Raw genomic sequence first — 21,781 nt, 5'->3', positions numbered from 1 at the left:
AGTAAACCGTAAGGCCATGGGATAACACCGAACAAGCTGCAAGGTCTCCGGTTGGTATCCGTTCGTTCACCCGGCGATGTCCTCATGCCCCCACCTGGGCGGTCACCGTACGGCACGGGCCGGTCCGGGGTAGTCGATCACGAGGCCGCCGGCGTCGCAGTCAAGGGCTCCGTCAAGGTGGTCGGCGCATACCGCCGTGCCCGTCGCCGCCAATCCTTCGGCGAAGTCGACTTCCGCGTAATCGGCGCCTGCGTCTTTCATCCAGACGAGGGAGCGCATCGGGCCTCCGAAACTCGGGGAGAGTGCCTCTCCGTCCAACCCTACGGAGTCGGGGCGCCCTCGCGGGCGGGATCGTCGGCGGCGGCCTGCAGGTCGTGTGCCTCGCGGCGCATCAGCAGGGCCCACCCGCCCACGGCCACGCCGATGAACAACCACCACTGGACGGCGTAGGCGAGGTTGAGCCCGCCGCCCTCGCTCACGTCAGGCTGGGGGACCGGTTCGGGCGCCGTCGCCGTCTGCGGCGACTGCCCGGTCAGCTCGACGAAGCCCCCGAACAGCGGATCGGGCAGCGACTTGCCGATGTCGGCCGTGTTGATGAGCAGGACCTGACCGGCGGGCAGTCCGGCGCGGTTCCTGATGCCGCTGGAGTCCTCGGTCTCGGTGGGCCTCAGCCGTCCCGTGACCGTGACGTCGCCGGGCGGCGGAGGGGGCACCTCGGGAGGCGCGTCGGCGGTCGCCCCCGCCTTCACCCAGCCCCGGTTCACCAGGACGGTTCCCTGGGGGGTCACGAGAGGCGTGATCACGTAGAAGCCCAGGACGCTGTTCTGGGTTCGCCGCCTCACCACCAGTTCGTGGGCGGTGTCGTAGTGCCCGGCGGCGGTGACCGAGCGGTACTTCACCGTGTTCGGGACGGCTCCGCCCACCCGGTCCAGGGTCGCCAGGGGCACCGCCGCGCTGTTCAGGTTGGCGGTGATCAGGTCGCCGGCGGCTGATTTCTCCTCGAACCGTCCGTACTGCCATCGGCCGAGGAAGACGAAGGCGGGGATGAGCACCAGCACGAGCACGTGAAGCCCGAGCCAGCGCGGTGTGAGGAGGAACCGGTACACGTGACCAGCGTAGGCAGCCCGCCGCGCGGTCCCGCCCTCAGCCCGGGTCGGGCCCCTCGGCGGATCGCCTCTAGGCGGAGCGGAGCCGGAGGCCTGGGCCCGGCCGTGCGGTGGCCTCGCGCGCGCCGCCGACCTCGTGTCCCTTGGCGCACTGCAGTCTGACCTCGACGGGTTCGCCGCAGTCGCGGTGTGTGACGACGACCGCGGGGCCCTCCGGGTCGGCGACGTAGCGGTCGCCCCACTGGGTCAGCGCGATCATGATCGGGTAGAGGTCGAGGCCCTTCTGGGTGAGCCGGTACTCGTCGCGCTGCCGCTGCCCGGGCTCCTGGTAGGGCTCCTTCCGCAGCAGGCCCTCAGTGACGAGCCCGGCGAGCCGGGCGCTGAGCACCTGCCGGGGCGCGCCGGTTCGGGCCTGGAGGTCGGCGAATCTCCGGACCCCGTTGAAGGCCTCGCGCAGGACCAGCAGCGTCCACTTCTCGCCGATGACGGCGAGCGTCCGCTCGATCGAGCAGTTGTCCACTCGAATGTGCTGCATGTCACGCATCGTAATTCCACTGCCTTCCCGTCATCTAAGTCTACTTGGAAGACCCAGATGGCGACCCTCCGGTATCCGCGGCCCACGCGGCCGTTCGGGGCGGAGGGCGGGGTGTCGGGGAAGTCTGATGACTGCGACAATGGCAGGGGTCGCGCGGCGGGTCGAGACCCGAAATCCCGACCACATTTGCAGAATAAGGTTCTGTTAGGTCACCATTGACCCTGTGAAGAGCGCGAAGCACGGCCGGGACGGCCGCACCAGGATCATCGAGGGTGCGCTGCGCAGGTTCAGCCAGGACGGTGTGTCCGCCACGACGCTCGCCAGCCTCCGCGAGGAGAGCGGCGTCAGCGTGGGAAGTTTCTACCACCACTTCGCGAGCAAGGAACACGTCTTCGGGGTGCTGTACGCCGAGATCCTCCAGGCGTACCAGGAGGCTTTCATCGGCGAACTGACCCGTCACGACGACGCCCGGAGCGGGATCGAGGCCATCGTCGCGCTCCACATGGCCTGGTGCGGCGATCATCCGGAGCGGGCGCGGCTGCTGATCAGCGAGCGGCCGCCCAAGCGTGAGGAACCGGGCGGCCCGGAGGTCAACGACGCGCGGCGGGCGTTCTTCCGTCAGGTCGCCGACTGGTGGAGGCCCCACATGAAGGAGGGGCTCCTCCAGCCGGTCCACCCGACGATGTGTTACGTCCTGTGGCTCGGGCCGGCCCAGGAGATGTGCCGCCTGTGGTTCGCGGGAGCCCACCAGCCCACGGACGAAGAGATCCGCGGGCTCGGCGAGGCGGCCTGGAACAGCCTCCGGATGACCTGACGGCCGGACCACCCCGAAGTGATGCCGGTGGTGACCGGATATCGTCTCGATTGTGGTATTTGGACATGATCTCGGACGGCCACGGGCGCTCGTCCTGGCCGAACTTCCCGAGCGTGCCCTCGCCCACCTACGTGAGATCGCCGACATCGTGGAGGAATCCGGAGGCGCGGGCCGGCCGGGCCGCGGGTTCGCCGGCGAGGACCTGGCCGACCTGATCGTCGCGTCGGAGGCGTCGATCCTGGTCGTCGCGGGAGACGAGGTGACGGCCCCGGTGCTGGACCTGCCGCTGACCGTCGTCGCCTGCGTCGGGACGGCGGCCGGAGTGGACCTGCGCCTGGCCGAGCGGCGCGGCGTCCCCGTCCTGTGGGCCCCGGAGCGCGACGCGGACGCGGTGGCCGAGCTGACCATCGGCCTGTTGTTCGCCGTGAGCAGGCACATCGCCGCCGCCGACAGGGAGATCCGGAGCGGCGAGGTCTTCAGGGGCGGCGTGACCCCCCGTCACCGGCTCCGCGGCCGGCGGATGGCGGGCTGCACGTTCGGCATCGTCGGCCTGGGCCGGGTCGGCCGGGCCGTGCGGTGGCGGGCGGAAGGGCTGGGGATGCGGGTCATCGCCGCCGACCCCTTCATGCCGGAGGCCACCCACGACCTGCGGGACCTGCTGCGCGAGGCCGATGTCGTGTCCCTGCACGTCCCCGTCACGGGGGAGACGCGGACCTTCATCGGCCCCAGCGAGTTCGCCCTGATGAAGAAGGGCGCCATCTATCTGAACACCTCGACGGCGGCCGTCAACGACCTGGCCGCGCTGGTCGACGCGCTCCACTGGGGGCACCTGGGCGGTGCGGGCCTCGACCACTTCGAGCGGGAATGGCTGGAGCCGGGGCACCCGATCATGCGCCTGCCGAACGTCGTGCTGACGCCGCACCTCGGCGAGGCCACCGACGAGACCGAGCTCAGTCAGGCCGAGTTGCTGGTCGACGACATCGCCAGGCTGCTGCGCGGGGAGGCGCCGCTGCACGCCTGCTGGCCGGCGATGGGCTGATGCGGCCGCGATAGATTTCTTTCCGTGCTTCCCCCATCTGACCTGGTCCTGCGGCTCCGCGACGGGTTCGCCGAGGCCGGTTACACGATCGACGGTGTGCGCGAGCGGCTCGGCGACGTGGCCGCGGGCGCACTGGCACGTGAGGAGACCGTCCCCGCCCTGCGGGCCACGAGGGACGGCGATTCGCTCGCCACGCTCATCCGGCTGTGGTGGCTCGGCGCGCCGGTCGAGGCGTCAGCGGCGGAATCGGCGGGCTTGCCGCTGGACGGCCTGGCCGAGGCGGGCCTGATCGTACGGCTGGGCGACACCGTGCGCGCCGGAGTCCACCTGCAGCCGTGGGACACCGGCACCGGCGACCTCGCCTGGGTCGTCTCCGACCGGAAGGTCAGGCCGGGGGATCCGGCGCTGCGGCCCGACCACGTCGTCGGGGCGGGCGGCGCCTCGGCCAACCTCGCCCAGTTCGCGGCCGGCGGGCGTGCCGGCAGGGCGCTCGACCTCGGCACCGGATGCGGCGTGCAGGTGCTGCACCTCGCCGGACGGGCCGACGAGATCGTCGCGACCGACGTGAACGGCAGGGCCCTCGAGCTGGCCCGGCTGAGCTGGCTGCTGTCCGGCGTCTGCGGGGTCGACGCCCGTGAGGGCTCGATGTACGACCCGGTCGACGGGGAGCTGTTCGACCTCGTCGTCTCGAACCCGCCTTTCGTGATCTCGCCGGCGGGCCGGTTCTCCTATCGCGAGTCGGGTTTCCAGGGCGACGACTTCTGCCGTGATCTCGTCCGGCGCACGCCCCGCCACCTCGCCCAGGACGGCCATGGCCGGTTCCTGGCCAACTGGCTGCACGTCAAAGGGGAGGACTGGCGCGACAGGGTGGGCGGCTGGCTGACCGAGACCGGCTGCGACGGCTGGGCCGTACAGCGTGACGTGCAGGATCCGGCCGAATACGTGGAGCTGTGGCTGCGCGACTCGGCCGAGCAGGGCACCGCGGCCTATCGGGAGCGCTACGACGAGTGGCTGTCGTGGTTCGAGTCGCTGGACGTCACCGGCATCGGCTTCGGCTGGATCGCCCTGCACGACTCGGGCTCGATGGACCCCGTGGTGCGGGTGGAGGAGCTGACCCATCGGGTCGAGCTTCCCGTGGGGGAGTACGTGGACGACGTGCTCGGCGCGATCGGGACCGGTCATCGGATCTCGGATGAGGACCTGCTCGACGCCTACCTCACGGTGGCCGGGGAGCTCGTCGAGGAGCGCACCGGGGTGCCGGGGGCCGAGGACCCGTCACGGATCGTCCTGCGGCAGACCCGGGGGCTGTGCCGTACGGCGACGGTCGGGACGGTGGAGGCGGCCCTCGCCGGAGCCTGCGACGGCGACCTGCCCGTACGGCCGCTGCTCGCCGCCATCGCGGAGATCATCGACGCCGACCCCGCCGAACTGCTGGAACGCGCGCCCGGTGCGCTGCGCACGCTCGTCGCCGAGGGCTTCCTCAGGGTTGCAAACACGCGTTGATCAGACGTTGACCACCGCGGCCGACTCTGGTGGTGGGCACGGGTCTGGGGGGCAACGAGATCCGGGCCAAGCCCGGCCGGTCGTCATGCGAGGCGGCTGGCCGTCACCGGGCGCTCCGGACACAACCGGGCCCCTGTCGTCCGGTGACGGTCGGACGACCGGCCGGGCGATCCCCCCACCCCCAGCGCGGGCTCCGGAACGGGCCCGCGCGGACGCCGGAAGCGGAGACCACGGTGATCAACCACATCCGGATGACGCGCTTGGACGACGACTTACGTCTCGACCTGGTCGAACTCCCGCAGGAGGATCCGGATGTCCTCGGCCTCCGGGGATCGGAGCCGGCTGAAGATGTCGAGGGCCTTGGTTAGCGCGTCCCTGCCGCGCGGCAACTCGCCCGCGCCGCGCAGGGCCTTCCCCAGCGCGGTCAGCGACTGCGCCTCGCCGTACGGGTGAGTGATCTCCCGGCTGACGATCAGCGCCTGCTCCGCGTGGCGCGCAGCCTCGGCGAACCGGCCCGCGGAGATGAAGGTCGCCGCGAGGCGGTAGCACACCCGCTGCTCCCAGACGCGCTGGTTGCTGGCGCGGAAGAAGGACAGGCACTCGGCGTGATGGACGACGGCCTCGTTGAGCCGGCCGACGTAGGACAGGACGATGCCGAGGTGATAGCGGGCGCGGGCGATCCCGGCGCCGCTCCCGATCTCGGTGAACATGGCGAGGCCGCGCTCGGAGACCGCGATGGCGTCGTCCGGGCGTCCCAGGCCGAGGTGGTCACGCGCCGAGTAGCTCAGGGCGAGGGCCTCACCCGCCGGGTTGCCGACCTGCCGGTAGACCGTGGTCGCGCGGTCGAACCATTCGAGGGCCTCGACGTGGCGGCGCTGCCGTCCGGCCACGACGGCCAGGGCGTTGCAGGTCTCCCCGAGCACGATGTGGTCCCCGGTCTCCTCGCCGATCGTCCGCGCGCCGAGGAAGCGGTGCTCGGCGTCGTCGAGCCGGTTCGCCCCGAAGAGCACACGGCCGAGCACGTACGCGCAGCGCATCTCGCTGTGGCGGTCGCCGACCCGCTGTGCGGCGGCCAGCATGAGCGCTCCCCGCTGCTCGAACTCGCGCTGGTTGGTCCCCGACTCCAGCAGCGGCTCCAAGGCGAGCAGCAGGTCGGCGGCGGGCAGCAGGCCGTCCGCCGAGCCGGCGGACTCCGCGGCGTGGCCGATGGCGGCGAACAGGTCCTCGGCCTCCGCCGACAACCAGGCCACCGCCTCGTCAGCCGACGCGAACGTGTGGCCCCGGACGCCGACGTCGACCAGGCTGTCGGCGATCGCGCTGCCCTCGTAGGCCAGGCGGTGCGCCGACCTGGAGGACGCCAGGTAGAACCCGAGAAGCCGCCGCAGGGCCAGTGTCCGCTCGGCCGGAGTGTCGGTCTCCTCGGCCTTGCGGCGCGCGAAGAGCTTGAGCAGGTCGTGGAAGCGATAGCGGCCGGGGGCCGGCGCCTCGAGCAGGCTGGCGTCGACGAGCGACTCGAGCAGGTCCTCGGCCTCGAACGGGCTGAGGTCGAGGACGGCCGCCGCGGCGAACACGGAGATGTCCGATCCGTTCGGCAACGACAGCAGGCGGAACGCGCGGGCCTGGTGGGGGTCGAGCTGGCCGTATCCCAGGGCGAAGGTGGCGGAGACCGCAAGGTTGCCGATCTTCATCTCGTCGAGCCTGCGGCGCTCGTCGGCCAGCCGGGGGACCAGGGACGCCACCGTCCAGGACGGGCGCGCCGCGAGCCGGGACGCCACGATCCGCACCGCCAGCGGCAGGAAGCCGCACGCGGCGACCACGTCCATGGCGGGGGCACGCTCCGCGGCCACCCGGTCGGGCCCCGCGACCGCAGACAGCAGCGAGAGCGCCTCGTCGGGCTCCATCACGTCGAGGTCGATGAGCCGGGCCGCGGGCAGGTCGGCCAGCTTGCCGCGGCCTGTCACGATCGCCGCGCAGCCGGTCGAGCCGGGCAGCAGGTGCTCGACCTGCTCGGCGTCGCGGGCGTTGTCGAGCAGCACCAGCATGCGGCGGTCGGCCAGCAGCGAGCGGAACAGCGCCGACCGCTCGGCCAGACCGTCGGGTATGACGTCGACCGGGATGCCGAGGGCGCGCAGGAAGGCCACCAGCGCGGTCTCGGGCGGCGTGGGCTCGTTGCCGTATCCCCGCAGGTCGGCGTAGAGCTGGCCGTCGGGGAACAGATCCTCGGCCAGGTGGGCCACGTGGACGGCGAGCGTGGTCTTGCCGACGCCGCCTATGCCGGACACCGCGGCGACCGGCACGCCCTCTCCGCCGCCGAGAAGCGTCAGCAGCCGGTTGACCAGGCTCTTGCGGCCGGTGAAGTCTGTGACGGCGGCGGGAAGCTGGGCGGGCTTGGGCATCTCGACGACCGGCTCCGCCTCGGCCTGGTCCTCTTCCGACGGCTCGGCCGGGGCCTGCCGTACGGGCTCGGCCGGTTTCGCGGGCGCCAGCGACGGGTCGGCCGCCAGGATGCGGCGGTGCAGGTCCGTCAGCTCGGTCCCCGGCTCGATGCCGAGCTCATCGATCAGCGCGTTCCGGGTGTCGGTGAAGACGGACAGCGCCTCCGCCTGCCGCCCGCACCGGTAGTAGGCGAGCATGAGCTGGGCCCGTAACCGCTCACGGAGCGGATGTTGCGCGGTGAGGGCGATCAGTTCCGACACCACGTCGGCGTGCCTGCCGAGCTCCAGGTCGAGCTCCATCAACGCCTCGACGGTGCCGATGCGGCGCTCGATGAGCCGGTCGCGCTGCTGCTCGGCGTACGGTCCGACCGCCCCGGCGAGCGGCTCGCCCGACCACAGCCCGAGCGCGCCGCGCAGGAGCTCGGCTGCGTGGCCGGCCTTCCCCGAACGGCGGGCGGCCTCGGCCGCTGAGGTCTCCCGCTGGAAGACGCCGAGGTCGAGCCACGCGGGCTCGACGCGCAGGGCGTAGCCGCGCCCGACGGAGGTGAGCAGCTCAGGGCGGGTGCGACGGGACCGGTCGGGCTCGAGGACCGTGCGAAGGCGCGAGACGTAGGTGCGCAGGGCGCCGAGCGCCCGCGGGGGAGCGTCCTCTCCCCAGACCGCGTCGATCAGCTCGCCCGGTGTGGCCGCCCTGCCCTCCCGGAGAAGCAGCATCGCGAGGATGGAGCGTTGCAAGGGCGTTCCCAGGTCGAGCTCGACGCCGTCACGCCAGGCGAGGACGGGTCCGAGCACGGCGAAGCGAAGGCCGTTCTCGGTGGCGTCACCTGGCATGTGCCCTTGTCTCCCAATAACAATTTTCCGTCCAAATGATAGATCCTGGAGGGCTTGTCCAATAGTGAGGGGGGCTCTCGTTAACCGAAGCGTTGATTCACCGTCAATCGGGCGTTGAGCCCTGATTGGGATGTTGTGACCGTGAGGCGGTGGCCCCTGCGGGGGCGGCCACCGCCTCACGCAGCTGATATGGAAGGGCGGATGTCGCCCGGGTGCGGCGCGGCCCGCCCCTTTCCAGCGGAGCCGCGCCGATTCGCAGGGCCGGAGATCAGGCCGCTTCCACTTCCTCTTCCACCTCTTGCACGAGGCCGAGCCTCGTGAGGAGCCGTTCTCGAACGGCGGGCCATTCGAGGTCGAGAATGGAGTAGTACGCCGTATCTCGGACCGTGTCGTCGGCGCCTCGGCTGTCCGCCCGTCGCACACCGTCAAGTTGTGCGCCGAGGGCTTCGATGGCGGCCCGGGATCGGGTGTTGCGTACGTCGGCCTTGAGGGTGATCCGGTGAACCTGCCAGGTCTCGAAGGCGTGCGAGAGCATCAGGAACTTGCTCTCCCGGTTGACGCCGGTTCCCTGGGCCGCGGCCGCGAGCCAGGTGTAACCGATGTCCGCCACGGACGGGACCTCGCCGATATTCCCCTTGGCGCCCGGAGGCCAGGGCATGGGGCCCTGCCAGTACTCGAGGTTCATCAGACGGGTGGCACCGACGATGCGGTCGGTGTGCAGCCACCGAATGGCGAAGGGCATCGTGCGGCCCTCCGCGTGCTCAGCCAGAGCGGCCTCCACGTAGGAGACCATCTCGTCCCGGCCTGCGGGAACGCGAGTGAAGGCGTACGTGGAGCGGTCTTCATTCGCAGCGGCGACGAGCTCGTCGATCACCGCCAGGCTGAGCGGTTCCAGGCGCACGGAGCGCCCGGACAGGGTGACAAAAGCGGGCATGAGCACATGATGAGGGCTTGGGAAGATGCCTGGTGCTAAATGACACGAGACATCTTGTGGTGGCTCAGGTTAAGCCCCGGGATGGATGGTAAAACCGCAGGTCAGGCGGGCGAATTCGGGCCGTCCAGACGGGGGTCCCAGGTAAAGATTTGGGCAAAGATCGCGTACTTCACCGAGGCGCCTCGAGGAAGGGGCCTGCGTGGCCCGTCAGAGGCGTGTCACGGCAGCCGTCCCGGTGCGCGCGGCGCCTGTCGAACGCTCGCCGCCACACCTGCCGAGCCCTTCGAGCGCCTCCTCCAGATGCCTGAGGGAGGCGTCGATCCAGGGCAGTCGCAGCGGGTCGTCCGCGTGCAGGGCCGCGAGCCGCTGCTCGGCCGTCTCGCCGTACAGCAGACTGGTGGCGACCCTGATCCTGTTCGTGTGCGGATGGTCGCCGAAGGCCGTGCCGGGCAGGACGGCGACGCCGTGTCTCTCGATCAGTTCGGCGGCGAGTTCTGTCGACGACGCGAACGACGATATTTCGGGGTAAATGTAGAAGCCGCCTTGGGGTGGCTCCACGCGGGCGCCTGATCGGGCAAAGCGGTCGGCGACGGCGCGGACCACGATTCCGTGCAGCCGCCGGCTGTCGGCCACCCGGCGCACCAGTTCGGCCGGCTCGCCGAACGCGTACGCGGCGGCCTGCTGCACCGGGGCGGGCGAGGTCGACCAGATCTCGCTGGCCAGCGCGAGCAGCCGGTCGCGGAGGCCGGCCCCGGGCAGCCGGGCCGTCCCGGTCCGCCAGCCGCCGAGCGCGAGGCTCTTGCTGAGCCCGGTCGTGATGACCGTGCGCTCGGGGGCGAAATCGGCCGGGCTGGCGAACACGGCAGCGGGATCGTGCACGAGGTCCCGGTAGATCTCGTCCGAGATGATGATCAGGTCCAGCTCCCGTGCCAGGACGGCCAGCCTCCGGACGGTCTCCGGTCTCGCGAGCCGGCCTGTGGGGTTGTCGGGCAGGGTGACCAGCACCGATCTGACGGCACGGCCTCGCGACCTGGCCTCGGACACGGCCGGGCCGAGCAGGTCCGGGTCCGGAACGCCTCCCTCGCCCGGGGGCGGGGGCAGCAGGATGGGCCGCACGCCGACGATCTCGGCCTGGGCGGCGTAGCTCACCCAGCTCGGCATCGGGAGGACGACGTCGCCGCCGAGAGCGAGGAGCAGGCCGAACAGCAGGGCCTTGCTGCCGGGGCCGCACACCACCAGGTCGGGGTCCGTGGGCAGGCCGCGCCGCCCCCAGTAGCCGGCGGCCGACTCCCTCAGTGCGGCAGACCCCGCGACCTGGCCGTAGCCGTTGTTCCCGCTGGCCTCGGAGAGCCTGTTCCGCAGTGCCGGGTGCACGGGCAGGCCCGCTTCCCCGAAGGCGAGGTTGAGGACGCGGTGCCCAGCGCGGCGCCTTCGGACGATGTCCTCGTTCGCCGCCAATGTCGCTGAAAGGATGACATTCACTATGCCTCCAGATATTGGCGGAACGTTCCCAGGGTCTCGGGGTATAGGCATCAGCACAAGCGAGGCTTTCAGGTGCCGGGAGTAAGGAAGACCGATGCTCGATCTGCGCCGGTTGATCCTGATCTGCGAATTCGCCCGGCGCGGGAGCATCGCGGCGACGGCCTCATCGCTCGGATACAGCGCCTCGGCGGTCTCCCAGCAACTCGCCGCGCTCGAAAGGGAGGCCGGCGCGGCCCTGCTCGACCGGACGTCCAGGAGCGCGGAACTCACCGACGCGGGATGGCGTCTCGTCGACCACGCTCAGCGGATCCTCGCGATGGTGGAGACGGCCGAGTCGGACCTGTCGGCGCACACGGCCACGCCGTCAGGGCGCGTGGTGGTCACCGCGTTCCCCACCGCGGCCGTGGCCTTCGCGCCCGCGCTCGCCCGCTCGCTGCGGCGCCACCGGGAGTTGTCGCTGCGGCTGCGGCAGAGCCGGTCCGGGCGCGGCATGCGCGAAGTGGAGTCGGGCGAGGTCGACATCGCCCTGATCGACGACTGGTGGGGGCGGGTGCGCCGCGACACCTCGGTGCGGACGTTCCCGCTGCTGGTGGATCCCCTGGTCCTCGTGGTGCCCCGGCGGCACCCGATGGCCGATCCCGAGGTGCCCATCGACCTGGCCGCCCTCAGGGAGGAGCCGTGGATGGCCACGCCGGAGGGCGAGCCGTCCCGCACCGCCGTCGACCGTCTGCTGGCCGCCGCGGGCGGAGCGGCTCCCGTCGCGTGGGAGTTCGAGGGGCTCGGGACCATTCTGAGCCTCGTGGCCAGGGGGATCGGGATCGCCGCCGTGCCCGCCCTGGCGCTCGCCGCGGGCGTCAGGGGGGTCGCCGTCAGGGACCTTCCCGGTGAACCCATCGAGCGGCACGTCTACGCGGTGGCGAGGGAGTCGAGCGTGCACCGGCCGTCCGTCGCCGCGACGCTCCGGGCGATCCACGTCGCCGCGCGCTTCCTGGTGACCGACCTCGGACACCTGCGTGGACACCGGGACGGCGACGACCCGGACCGCGGCCCCTCGCGCCGCAGCCCTCCGGACGGCGCCGGAGGAGCACCCCTGTGACGGATCGCCGGGCGGAGTACGTTGCTGTGACGGATTCCTCCGGCCCCCTGTCCCCGCCGAACCAGTCATCCGGCACTACCCGCACCGACGTATCCCTGACGTAGAGGACGATGATGTCGAGATTTATCGGTAAGTACGCGATCGTGACAGGCGCCGCCCAGGGCATCGGCGCCGCCGTCGCGCGACGGCTCGCATCGGAGGGCGCGGTCGTGGCCTGTGTCGACTACACGGCCGACCGCTGCGCCTCGACGGTCGATGAGATCACTCTCGCGGGCGGCACGGCCGTCGCGTTCGGCTGCGACGTTTTGAGCGGCCCGGCGGTCGAGGCCCTCGTTCCGCAGGTGGTCGGCGAGTTCGGCCGCGTCGACGTGCTCGTGAACAACGCCGGGATGACCAGGGACAACCTGTTGTTCCGCATGTCGGAGGACGACTGGGACCAGGTGCTCGACGTCAACCTCAAAAGTGTCTTCCTGCTCACGCGGGCCGTGCAGAAGCACATGGTCGACCAGAGGTCGGGTGCCGTGGTGAACCTGTCGAGCCGCTCGGCCCTGGGCAACCGCGGTCAGGCCAACTACGCGGCGGCCAAGGCGGGGATCCAGGGGCTGACCGCGACCCTGGCGCTCGAACTCGGGCCGTTCGGCATCCGGGTCAACGCCGTGGCGCCCGGCTACGTCGCGACCGCGATGACCGAGGCCACCGCCTTCCGCGTGGGATCCACGCCTGACGAGCACCAGGCCGCCGCCTCCTCGGTCATCCCGCTGCGGCGGGTGGCCCAGCCGGACGAGATCGCCTCCGTCGTGGCCTTCTTCGCCTCCGACGACGCGTCGTACGTCAGCGGCCAGACCCTCTACGTGAACGGCGGGGGCCGCTGACCGGGCAGGGGCGCGGGGTGCGCGTCGGTGTCTTCCTCGTCGCCGCGGGCTTCCCCGGCATGGCGCCGGGCGAGGTCCTCCGGAACACGGTCGAGGCCGTCGTGGCCGCCGAGCGTGCCGGGTTCGCCGACGCGTGGATCGCCGAGCACCACTTCATGTCGTACGGCGTATGCCCCTCGGCCACCACGCTCGCGGCCGTCGCGCTCGGCCGTACGACACGGATCACCGTGGGGACGGCGGTGAGCGTCCTGTCGACATGGCACCCCGTCGCGCTCGCGGAGCAGGCGGCGATCCTCGGGCACGTGTCGGGCGGGAGGTTCCGCCTCGGCGTCGGCCGGGGCGGGCCCTGGGTCGACCTCGAGGTCTTCGGCACGGGCCTGGACCGGTTCGAGTCCGGCTTCGGCGAGTCGCTCGACCTGCTGTGCGCGGCGCTCGGGGGCGACTCGGTCGCGGCGGACGGGACCTTCTTCCGCTTCCGTGAGGTCCCCTTCGTCCCGGCCGTGCGGATGTCGCCCGTCGTGGCGTGCACATCGGCCGCCGGTGTCAGGCTCGCGGCCGACCGGGGGCTGCCGATGCTCCTCGGCATGCACGTCGACGACGAGGAGAAGGCCGCCATGCTCGACGACTACCGGGCCTCGTCACCCGACTCCAACGTCCAGGGGCACGTCGCGGCGGCCGTCGGTCACGTGGCGGATTCGACGGCTCTGGCCGTACGGGAGATGAAGGAGTCCCTGCCCCGGTGGCTCGGTCCGGGGCTCGCCGGCTACCGGCCTGTGGACGACCGGCCACGACCGCGCCGAGATATCCACAAGTATGTGGATAAGTTGTGCCGGATTCATCCGGTCGGATCGCCCGAGCACTGCGTGGAGACGATCCGGGCCACGGTGGAGCGGACCGGGCTGCGTCATCTCATCCTCCTGGTCGAGGGCGGCGGCGACCATGCCCGGACGCTGGAGAACATCGCCCGTCTGGGCTCCGAAGTGCTCCCCGCACTGGCGGCCGTCTGACGCGTCCCGCCCGGGTTTCGGCGCCCCGGGCGGGTGCGGCTCCCCGATGACCCGCCCGGTCGTGGCCGGGACACCGGGCGGATGCGGCCGGGACATGTCCCGGTGGACCGTTCTGTGGACACCCCCACGAACGGAGAGTCCGATGACGACACCAGCCACCCGTACCGCATCGCCCGCCACGTCATGGAGCCGAGGGGCCCGCGCGGCCGGCGCGCTCACGCTCGCCCTCGCCGGTCTGCTCTGGCTCCTGGCCGACCTCGTGGAGCCGTCGCTGGAAGGCGTGGCCTCACAGACCTGGATCGCCGAGAATCCGGGTCCCGCGGGAGTCGCGCTCACGGCCGACATGCTCGCCACTCCCTTCCTCGCCGGTGCCACGGCGCTGTGGTTGCTCCTGGCCCGGGCGCGCTCACCGCGGCTCGCCTGGACGGGGGCGGTCCTGCTGGTCTTCGGCCTGACCGGTCAGGCCGTCATCACCGGTGTCGGGCTGACGGCGTACATGGTCGCGCAGAGCGGGAAGGTCGACGCCGCCGCGTTCAGCGCGGCCATCGGGGACGGGCCGGACGCCTCGTTGCCAGGAACCGTCTTCACGATGATGTTCTTCGCCGGCGCCTTCATCGGTATCGTCGTGATGATGGTGGCCGTGTGGCGCTCACGCGCCCTCCCCCGCGCAGCCGTCCTTCTGCTGGTCGCCTTCCAGGCGGCCGACATCGTCAGCCTGCCGTTCCCGACCACGGTGATCGCGGCCGCCGGCCTGCTGTGGATGGCCGTCTCGCTGCTGCGGGCCCGAGGCGTTCGGGCCGGGCGGCCCGCCGAGGACATGGGCGGCGGGGTCCACGCGGTGGAGCGATCGTGACATCGTCGGAGCCCGCGTCTTCCGGTCCGGCGGAGGTGGCCGCGCAGGCGGTCACCTCTCGCCGTGCCCGTCTTCGTGCCCGCATCAGTGCCGCCCGGCCCGCGATCGCCGTCGCGCTCGGCGTCGCCGCCGTCGTGGAAGTCACGCTGTGGGCCGTCCTCGCAGGGGTGAACGGGCAGAGCCTCGACGGGCTGATCGAGGAGAACGAGGTGACGGGGGCGGTCGTCGCCCTGTCATTCGCCCTGGTGGGAATGGTCGTGATACGCGCGACCCCGGGCCACGCGCTCGGCTGGGTCTTCGTCGCGGAGGGCCAGATCGAGGGGCTGTCCAACCTCGGCGCGCAGTACGCGCAGCGGACGCCGCCGTTGCCCCTCGCCGGCGGCGGCGCGTTCCTCGGAGCCTACGCCTGGCTTCCTGGAGTGATGCTCGGGATCGGCGTCATCACTCTGCTGTTCCCCGACGGCGGGCCCGTCCTGCCTCGGTGGCGTCCGCTGGTGCGAGTGGCCTGCGCTTTCGCCGCGATCGGGACGCTCGCCGTGTTCCTGTGGGCCGAACCGATGCGCGATACGTCCCCGCGGTGGCGCAACCCTCTCGCCCTGCCCGCCGAGGCGGAGCCCGCACTGGCCGCGGTCGCCCTGGTCGCGGTGGCGGGCGCCGCGGCGTGCGGCCTCGTCGGCGTGCTGGGGCTGGTGATCCGGATGCGCCGTGCCGAGGGGCCCGAGCGCCGCCGCATCGGCTGGTTCTTCGTCTCCTTCCTCCCCGGGGTGCTCGCCCAAGTCCCGGAGGTCTCGCCGGCCGTCACCGCCGCCGCGTGGGGGTTGTTCCCAGTGGGGATGGGCGTCGCCATGGTCCGCCACGGCCTGTTCGGGGCGGACCGCCTGCTGAGTCGCACGCTCGTCTACGTGGCCCTGACGGGACTGGTCGCCGGAGTCTTCGGGTTGTTCGTCGGGCTGGCGTCGAACGTCCTCGGCGGCCAGGGCACGGGCGCGGTGGCCGCGGCGGTGGTGATCGCCCTCGGGTTGTCACCGGCGAGGACATTCGTGCAGCGCGGCGTCGACCGTCTCATCTACGGACGCAGCCGTGACCCGTACGTCGTCCTCACCGATCTGGGACGGCAGTTGTCGGCCGCCATCGCCCTCGAAGACGTGTTGCCGATCATCGCGCGGACGGTCGCCGCCAGCCTGCGCCTGCCGTACGCCGCGGTCACCCTGCGCGGTGAGGACGCTCCGGCGGCGGAGTACGGCGAGCGGCCGGAGCGGCACATCGACCTGCCGCTCCGGCACGGCGGACATGAGGTGGGCCGCCTGACGATCGGCCTGCGCGAGGGGCAGGGCCGGCTCGACCCCGCCGACGAACGACTCCTGCACGACTTCGCCCGGCATGCCGGCGCCGCGGCGGAGGGGGTGCGGCTCACCTTCGATCTGCGCAGGTCCCGGGACCGGGTGCTGGTCGCCAGAGACGAGGAACGGCATCGCATCCGCCGTGACCTGCACGACGGGCTCGGCCCCACGCTGGCGGGGGTCGCGCTCGGGCTGGGTGCCGCGCGGCGTTCCGTCGGGGACCCCGGCCCTGCGGACCTGCTCGGCCGGCTGGAGTCGGAGGTGCTGGGCGGCCTGGAGGACGTCCGCAGGATCGTGGCGGACCTTCATCCGGCGGGTCTGGAGGACGCCGGTCTGGTCACCGCGCTCCGCAGGCACGCCGACAGCCTCGCGCGCCGCACCGGCGGCACTTTGAAGATCGACGTGATGACGGCCGGCGACCTGCCGCCACTGGCGCGGGTGGTCGAGGTCGCCGCCTACCGGATCGTTCTCGAGGCGCTGACGAACGTGGCACGACACGCACGGGCCCGCACCTGCGTGGTCGACCTGGGGGCTGACGCCGACCACCTCCGCCTTGCCGTACGCGACGACGGCGTGGGCGTCGAGCCGTACGTGCCCGCGGGCATCGGCCTTCGTTCGATGGCCGAGCGGGCCGCCGAACTGGGCGGGACGTGCCAGGTGCGCCGCCGGCCGGGCGGTGGCACGCTGGTCGAGGCCACATTGAGGCTGGAGGGCTGACATGCCGATCAAGGTGCTCCTCGCCGACGACCATCCGATGTTCCGGTACGGTCTGCGTGCCGCACTCGCCGACGTGGACGACCTGGTGGTGGCGGGTGAGGCGGCGGACGGCCGGACCGCGACGGCACAGGCACAGGAGCTCGGCGTCGACGTGGTCCTCATGGATTTGGACATGCCGGAGATGAACGGCATCGACGCGATCCGCGAGCTGCGCCGCCGTGCGCCCTCCGTGGCCGTGCTGGTCCTGACCATGTTCGACAACGATGAGTCCCTGTTCACGGCGATGCGGGCGGGAGCCAGGGGATACCTCGTGAAGGGCGCGGAACAGGAGCAGATCGTGCGCGCCGTCCGCGCAGTCGTCGCGGGCGAGGTGGTGTTCGGAACCGGCATCGCCGAGCGTGCCCTCGCCTACTTCACGGCGGCGCCGGCGAGCGGCCGCGCCGCCCGCCCGCTCCCCGAGCTGACGGACCGCGAGATGGAGGTGTTACGGCTGGTCGCCGACGGCCTGAACAACGCCGAGATCGCCCGCCGCCTGTTCCTCAGCGAGAAGACCGTGCGCAACCACGTGTCGAGCATCTTCGCCAAGCTCCGGGTCGACGACCGGTCCCAGGCCATCGTCCGGGCCCGGCGCGTCGGCCTGGGGTCGGGGGAGTGAAGGGCTCGGAGCGGCCGGAACCGGTCGGCCGCTCCGAGCTCTCGGGGTCAGCAGTCGACGAGTTCGGGCTTCTGGTTGAGGATCTGGGCGCGGGGGGTCACGAAGTCCTCGTACGCCTCCGTCGCCGCCGGGTGGAAGACGGCCACCCGGTGGCAGTTCTGGAATGCGAGCCGGATGCCGAAGTGCCGTTCGAGGGCGCCGCGCATGGCGTCGCTCGCGAGACACCGGAGAAGCTGGCCGCGCGCGGCCTCGTCGGGCGGGGGAACCTGGTTGTCGGCGAACTCGGCGCCTGACCGGTCACGCTGCTCGGCCAGTTCGCTGATCGTCGTCCAGGCGTAGGGCAATGAGTCACGGACGCACGCGATGAACGCCGCGTCGTCGACCTCCCCCATGCGGGCCTGGTCGAGCAGATCGTTCGGAACGGTCAGCGACATGAGACTTTCTCCTCTCGGAAGGAACCTCTCGGAAGGAACACGGTCTCGGCGACCGGTCCGGGTCCGCGATGCTCACGGCCCCGGACGACCACGCCGATCGTACGGATCGCACGGATCGCGCGGATCATGCGAAACCGCACGACAAACTGAGACGCTAGATCGGACGGAGGGCGCCTCCATCTGGCCTCAAGGCGACAAGTTCATGGGGCCGCGACGGCCGGGCCGTACACGAAGCCGTGGTCGATCTGGGCGGAGAGGTCCTCGCCGGTCGCCCGGTTCGCCCACGCCGAGGCGTTACGCAGGTGGAACTCAGCGGCCTGCCTCCCGAACTTCTCCCAGTCCTTGGGCTGCGCGTCGAGCCGGTCGGCCAGGGTGGCGAGGGCCTGGCGGTTGGCGGGTTCGAGGTCCCCGAGGGTGAACGGCCTGCCCTGCTCCATGCCGCGGACGGCCCGGGAGTGCTCGAACCACGTCAGCAGGTCCTCGCCCACGTGGTCACGCAGGAAGCGCACGTCGTCCGGAGACTGGATCTTGTTGCCCACGACCGCGATGGGGACGTCGAAGTCCGCGGCGTACTCCTGGTACTGCCGGTAGACGCTCACGCCCTGCCTGGTGGGTTCGGCGACCAGGAACGTGAGGTCGAACCGGGTGAACAGCCCCGACGCGAAGGAATCGGCGCCGGCGGTCATGTCGACCACGACGTATTCGCCCTGGCCGTCGACCAGATGGTTGAGGTAGAGCTCGACCGCTCCAACCTTGGAGTGGTAGCAGGCGACACCGAGATCGTCTTCGGCGAAGGGCCCGGTCACCATGAGTGACAGACCCTCAGCCTGCGTGGAGGGGAAGAAGGGGTCGTCCAGGCGCACCAGCCGGGATCCGCGGCCGGGCGGCGTCGTCTTGACCATCGACGCGGCATCCTTGATCAGGGGATTGTCGCCGCGGAGGTAGTCCTTGATCTCGGTGACCATGCTCCCGAGAGGCCTCGGCGTCGCCGTCGCGCCCAGGGCCAGGCCGAGATGCTGGTTGATGTCGGCGTCCACCGCGACGACCGGACCTCGTTGTGCCGCATATCTGGCGAACAGCGACGACAACGTCGTCTTGCCGCTCCCGCCCTTGCCGACGAACGCCACCCGCACGGATCTCACCCAATCTGGCTATGAAAACCATTACCGTTCCTTCGATGGCAATGATGACACAGAGTGACGGCGGCCGCCAGTCGTCAGGAGGGGAGTCAGCCGATCGCGGGGGGCGTGAAGAGGGAGAGCGACTTGACGAGCGTGGGCCGGAGCCCGTCCCACTGGTCGGCCGTCGTGGTCCAGGTCAGCACGCTCGTGGTGGACTCGGTGGCGATGATCCTGCGGTACTGGTGGTAGGTCACGCCCTTGGCGAGATAGGCCTGCGACTTTCGCTGCGTCCAGGTGAACTCCCAGTCGGCGGCCGTGCCGTACGTGCTGGGGGTCTCTTTGAGCCTGATCTTCCGGTACGCCGTCATGGTCGGGCGGAGGTTCACCTGGCCGTCACTGAGCTCTTTCAGCGGATCTGTGCCCGCCTGCGCGATCACCTCGACGATGAGCTGTGCCCCGCTCCGGGGGTCGTACCAACGGATCCCGGAGTCGGTGGGCCTGCGGGTCCACGCCCTGGGCGCCGCCGCACGCCAGCCCGCCGGCGACTTGTACGACTTGAGCGCGAGCGGTTTGACCGGCTTCTTCGACGCGGAGGGAGACGGCGACGCCGACGGGGAGGCGGTGGCCGCGAGCGGGGTCCGCGGCACCGCGGCCCCGGAACCGGGACGCAGGATCGCCCATCCGCCGACCGCTCCCGCGACGAGCACCGCCGCGGCGATCCCCGCGATCAGTCTCGTACGGCTTCTGCCGGCAGGGCTCGCAGGAACGGGAGCCGCGACCTGGAGTTCCGCGAGTGCGTGCTCGGCCGCTTCGGGGGAGAGCCGTTTGCGCGGCTCCTTCGCCAGCAGTCCGCGCATGACCGTCCCGAGCGGGCCGGGAACGTCCTGCGGAGCGCTGCCGGGCGGCCTCGCCGTGAGTGCCAGATGGATGGTCGCACCCAGGGACCAGAGGTCGGAGGCGGCCGTGGGAGCGCCGCCGCCGGCCCGCTCGGGAGCCAGGAAGGCGGACGGGCCGCGGGTGGCGCTGACGGGGTTCCCGTGCGCCGGTGACCGCTCGGGACCCGACCGGCCGAACGCCGGGTCGGCTGCCAGGGCGCCGGTGCCGAAGTCGGCGAGCAGGACCCGGCCGTCATGGCCGATCAGGATGTTCGAGGGCCGGACGTCGCCGTGCCGTACGCCCGACGCGTGCGCGTAGGTCAGTGCGGACAGGACGTTGCGCGCGATCGCCGCGGCCCGCTCGGGGGCGAGCGGCCCCTCGCTCGCGACGATGCCGTCGAGCGACCGGGAGCGGACCAGTTCCATGACGATGTACGGGGTGCCGTCCTCCTCCGCGACGTCGTGGACGGCGGCGATGTGCGGATGGCGCAGCCGCTCGGCCTGGCGCGCCTCGCGAGCCAGTCGTTGGGTCAGCTCGGCCCTGCGGCCCTCACGCAACTCCGGGGGGAGTAGCACCTGCCTGACGGCGACGGCCCGGTCGAGGAGGGTGTCGTGCCCCTCCCAGACGATGCCCATGCTGCCTTGGCCGAGGGCGCGTACCAGCCGATAACGCTTGACGATCAGCTGCCCCGCAGCACCCATCTCGCCTGCCTCTACACACGGGCAAATATCACTGCAAGCGGGAGTCTTCCATAACTAAAGGGGCGGAAGTGAACCACTCGCGATATGCGCAAGAGTGATCTCGGACAGGGTCGCCTGCTCGTAGTCGCGCAGGGCGCCCCACACGTCCGCGAGCGGCTCCGCCACCCCGGGAAAACGCTCGCTGTCCTGGGAGACCCCCTCCACCACGACGATGATGTCGGCCAGGCTGATGTCCGCCGCGGGCCGGGCCAGCCAGTAGCCGCCGTCAGGCCCGCGCTGGCTGTTGATCAGCCCGGCGCGGCGCAGCTGGAGAAGGATGTTGTCCAGGAACCTTCGGGGGATGTCCTGGGCCGCCGCGATCTTCTCGGCGGGTACAGGCCCCGGGGGTGCCGCCGCCAGTTCGGCGGCGGCACGCAGGGCGTACTGCGTTCTGGCCGAAAGCCGCATTTGTTATACGCGTCTTGTCACACGGTGGCCAGGACCAGCGATCGGGCGCCTGGGGCGGGCCGGACGCTGACGACGTCGCCTGACGTGAGCGCCAGCTGATCGGCGAACCCCCGCGTCACCTGGACCCACGCGTCCCTGCCTTCGACCTGCAACTCGACCCGCACCTCGAAGCCGAGCCGCACGACCCGGGAGACCGTGGCGGAGGTGCCGCCCTCCACCGGTTCGGTGCTGATCTCGATGTCGTGCGGGCGGACCAGGCTGCCGCCGATCTCGGTGACCGGCCCGAGGAAGCGCATCACGAACGGGTTGGCGGGGTTGTCGTACACCTCGGCCGGGCTGCCGACCTGCTCCACCTCGCCGTCCGCGAGCACGACGATGGTGTCGGCGACCTCGATAGCCTCCTCCTGGTCATGGGTCACGAACACCGTGGTCACGTGCACCTCGTCGTGCAGACGCCGGAGCCAGGTGCGCAGTTCCTTGCGCACCTGCGCGTCCAGCGCGCCGAACGGCTCGTCGAGGAGGAGGACCTCGGGCTCGACGGCCAGCGCCCGGGCCAGGGCCATGCGCTGGCGCTGGCCGCCGGAAAGCTGGGACGGATAGCGGTCGGCCATCTGCTCCAGGTGCACGAGTTCGAGCAACTCCATCACGCGCTTGCGGATCTCGTCCTTGGGCCGCTTGCGGATCTCCAGGCCGAAGGCCACGTTGCGGAACACCGTCAGGTGCTTGAAGGCCGCGTAGTGCTGGAAGACGAACCCCACGTTGCGGCGCTGCGGGGCCAGGCGGGTGGCGTCCACGCCGGAGATCCGCACCGTGCCGGTGTCGGGCTGCTCGAGCCCGGCGATGACGCGCAGCAGCGTCGACTTGCCGCCGCCGCTCGGCCCGAGCAGCGCGGTGAGCGACCCGGACTCGACGTCGATCGAGACGTCGCGAAGGACGGGCGTCGTCCCGAACGACTTGTTCACGTCGCGTACTTCGATGGCCAT

20 protein-coding genes are annotated in these 21,781 nt (G+C 71.4%); 9 read left to right on the top strand and 11 right to left on the bottom strand.

All coding sequences use genetic code 11. From position 1 onward, the window contains the following. Positions 1–102: 102 nt before the first annotated feature. The 3 genes from Psi02_RS03380 to Psi02_RS03370 all read right to left on the bottom strand — a co-directional run bounded on the left by Psi02_RS03380 (position 103) and on the right by Psi02_RS03370 (position 1,641). Positions 103–279 (bottom strand): hypothetical protein, encoded by a 177-nt coding sequence (locus tag Psi02_RS03380; protein ID WP_203971721.1) that lies wholly within the window; start codon positions 277–279, stop codon positions 103–105. A 41-nt stretch (positions 280–320) separates the two neighbouring features. Next, entirely contained in the window at positions 321–1,106 is a 786-nt protein-coding gene (locus Psi02_RS03375; RefSeq protein ID WP_203971719.1) for an SURF1 family cytochrome oxidase biogenesis protein, read from the bottom strand. Positions 1,107–1,176: 70 nt separating this feature from the next. Continuing rightward, the gene (locus Psi02_RS03370) at positions 1,177–1,641 is read right to left on the bottom strand and encodes a winged helix-turn-helix transcriptional regulator (protein WP_203971718.1); all 465 of its coding nucleotides are present in this window, start codon (positions 1,639–1,641) and stop codon (positions 1,177–1,179) included. A 223-nt stretch (positions 1,642–1,864) separates the two neighbouring features. Here Psi02_RS03370 and Psi02_RS03365 point away from each other — a divergent pair, with 223 nt between their 5' ends. From Psi02_RS03365 to Psi02_RS03355, 3 genes are read left to right on the top strand one after another with little or no spacing between them, the layout of a single operon-like run. Beyond that, a complete protein-coding gene (locus tag Psi02_RS03365; protein WP_203971716.1) occupies positions 1,865–2,455 on the top strand; it encodes a TetR/AcrR family transcriptional regulator in 591 nt (196 codons plus the stop codon). Positions 2,456–2,507: 52 nt separating this feature from the next. Beyond that, positions 2,508–3,494, top strand: coding sequence for an NAD(P)-dependent oxidoreductase (locus tag Psi02_RS03360; RefSeq protein ID WP_203971714.1), 987 nt, complete (start codon positions 2,508–2,510; stop codon positions 3,492–3,494). 24 nt (positions 3,495–3,518) lie between these two features. Then, positions 3,519–4,997, top strand: coding sequence for a DUF7059 domain-containing protein (locus tag Psi02_RS03355; protein WP_203971712.1), 1,479 nt, complete (start codon positions 3,519–3,521; stop codon positions 4,995–4,997). Between the two features lie 272 nt (positions 4,998–5,269). On the opposite strand, the gene Psi02_RS03350 is transcribed toward Psi02_RS03355, so the two are convergent. From Psi02_RS03350 to Psi02_RS03340, 3 genes are all read right to left on the bottom strand, one after another. Further along, complete coding sequence (locus Psi02_RS03350; RefSeq protein ID WP_203971710.1) at positions 5,270–8,263, bottom strand: AfsR/SARP family transcriptional regulator; 2,994 nt, start codon at positions 8,261–8,263, stop codon at positions 5,270–5,272. A gap of 268 nt (positions 8,264–8,531) precedes the next feature. Beyond that, positions 8,532–9,197 carry a GNAT family N-acetyltransferase gene (locus tag Psi02_RS03345; RefSeq protein WP_203971708.1) on the bottom strand — a complete coding sequence of 222 codons (666 nt, stop codon included), beginning with the start codon at positions 9,195–9,197 and terminating at the stop codon, positions 8,532–8,534. Between the two features lie 207 nt (positions 9,198–9,404). Continuing rightward, complete coding sequence (locus Psi02_RS03340) at positions 9,405–10,679, bottom strand: pyridoxal phosphate-dependent aminotransferase (RefSeq protein WP_203971706.1); 1,275 nt, start codon at positions 10,677–10,679, stop codon at positions 9,405–9,407. 94 nt (positions 10,680–10,773) lie between these two features. Between Psi02_RS03340 and Psi02_RS03335 the strand changes: the two genes are divergently transcribed. The 6 genes from Psi02_RS03335 (at position 10,774) to Psi02_RS03310 (ending at position 17,219) form a co-directional block, all read left to right on the top strand. After that, positions 10,774–11,775: a LysR family transcriptional regulator gene (locus Psi02_RS03335; protein WP_203971704.1), complete on the top strand. Its 1,002-nt coding sequence runs from the start codon at positions 10,774–10,776 to the stop codon at positions 11,773–11,775. A 113-nt stretch (positions 11,776–11,888) separates the two neighbouring features. Further along, positions 11,889–12,647 carry a glucose 1-dehydrogenase gene (locus Psi02_RS03330; protein WP_203971701.1) on the top strand — a complete coding sequence of 253 codons (759 nt, stop codon included), beginning with the start codon at positions 11,889–11,891 and terminating at the stop codon, positions 12,645–12,647. A gap of 17 nt (positions 12,648–12,664) precedes the next feature. After that, positions 12,665–13,654, top strand: coding sequence for an LLM class flavin-dependent oxidoreductase (locus Psi02_RS03325; protein WP_203971699.1), 990 nt, complete (start codon positions 12,665–12,667; stop codon positions 13,652–13,654). A 142-nt stretch (positions 13,655–13,796) separates the two neighbouring features. Next, the gene (locus Psi02_RS03320; RefSeq protein ID WP_203971697.1) at positions 13,797–14,507 is read left to right on the top strand and encodes a hypothetical protein; all 711 of its coding nucleotides are present in this window, start codon (positions 13,797–13,799) and stop codon (positions 14,505–14,507) included. Then, a complete protein-coding gene (locus Psi02_RS03315) occupies positions 14,504–16,564 on the top strand; it encodes a sensor histidine kinase (protein WP_203971695.1) in 2,061 nt (686 codons plus the stop codon). Before Psi02_RS03320 ends, Psi02_RS03315 begins: the two co-directional genes overlap by 4 nt. Position 16,565: 1 nt before the next feature. Next, positions 16,566–17,219: a response regulator gene (locus tag Psi02_RS03310; protein WP_203971693.1), complete on the top strand. Its 654-nt coding sequence runs from the start codon at positions 16,566–16,568 to the stop codon at positions 17,217–17,219. Between the two features lie 47 nt (positions 17,220–17,266). On the opposite strand, the gene Psi02_RS03305 is transcribed toward Psi02_RS03310, so the two are convergent. From Psi02_RS03305 to Psi02_RS03285, 5 genes are all read right to left on the bottom strand, one after another. Next, positions 17,267–17,653 (bottom strand): SCO5389 family protein, encoded by a 387-nt coding sequence (locus Psi02_RS03305; protein WP_203971691.1) that lies wholly within the window; start codon positions 17,651–17,653, stop codon positions 17,267–17,269. 200 nt (positions 17,654–17,853) lie between these two features. Then, on the bottom strand, positions 17,854–18,786 hold the full coding sequence (locus Psi02_RS03300; protein WP_203972309.1) for an ATP-binding protein: 933 nt from the start codon (positions 18,784–18,786) through the stop codon (positions 17,854–17,856). Positions 18,787–18,881: 95 nt separating this feature from the next. After that, complete coding sequence (locus Psi02_RS03295) at positions 18,882–20,351, bottom strand: serine/threonine-protein kinase (protein ID WP_203971689.1); 1,470 nt, start codon at positions 20,349–20,351, stop codon at positions 18,882–18,884. A gap of 54 nt (positions 20,352–20,405) precedes the next feature. Continuing rightward, positions 20,406–20,798, bottom strand: a complete 393-nt coding sequence (locus tag Psi02_RS03290; protein WP_203971687.1) for an RrF2 family transcriptional regulator — start codon at positions 20,796–20,798, stop codon at positions 20,406–20,408. 17 nt (positions 20,799–20,815) lie between these two features. Continuing rightward, a complete protein-coding gene (locus Psi02_RS03285; RefSeq protein ID WP_203971685.1) occupies positions 20,816–21,781 on the bottom strand; it encodes a sulfate/molybdate ABC transporter ATP-binding protein in 966 nt (321 codons plus the stop codon).

Origin of the sequence: Planotetraspora silvatica, from assembly GCF_016863315.1 — a bacterium.
Lineage (GTDB): Bacteria > Actinomycetota > Actinomycetes > Streptosporangiales > Streptosporangiaceae > Planotetraspora > Planotetraspora silvatica.
Note: the sequence above shows the minus strand (reverse complement) of the source record. Positions and strands in the feature narration are given on the sequence as shown.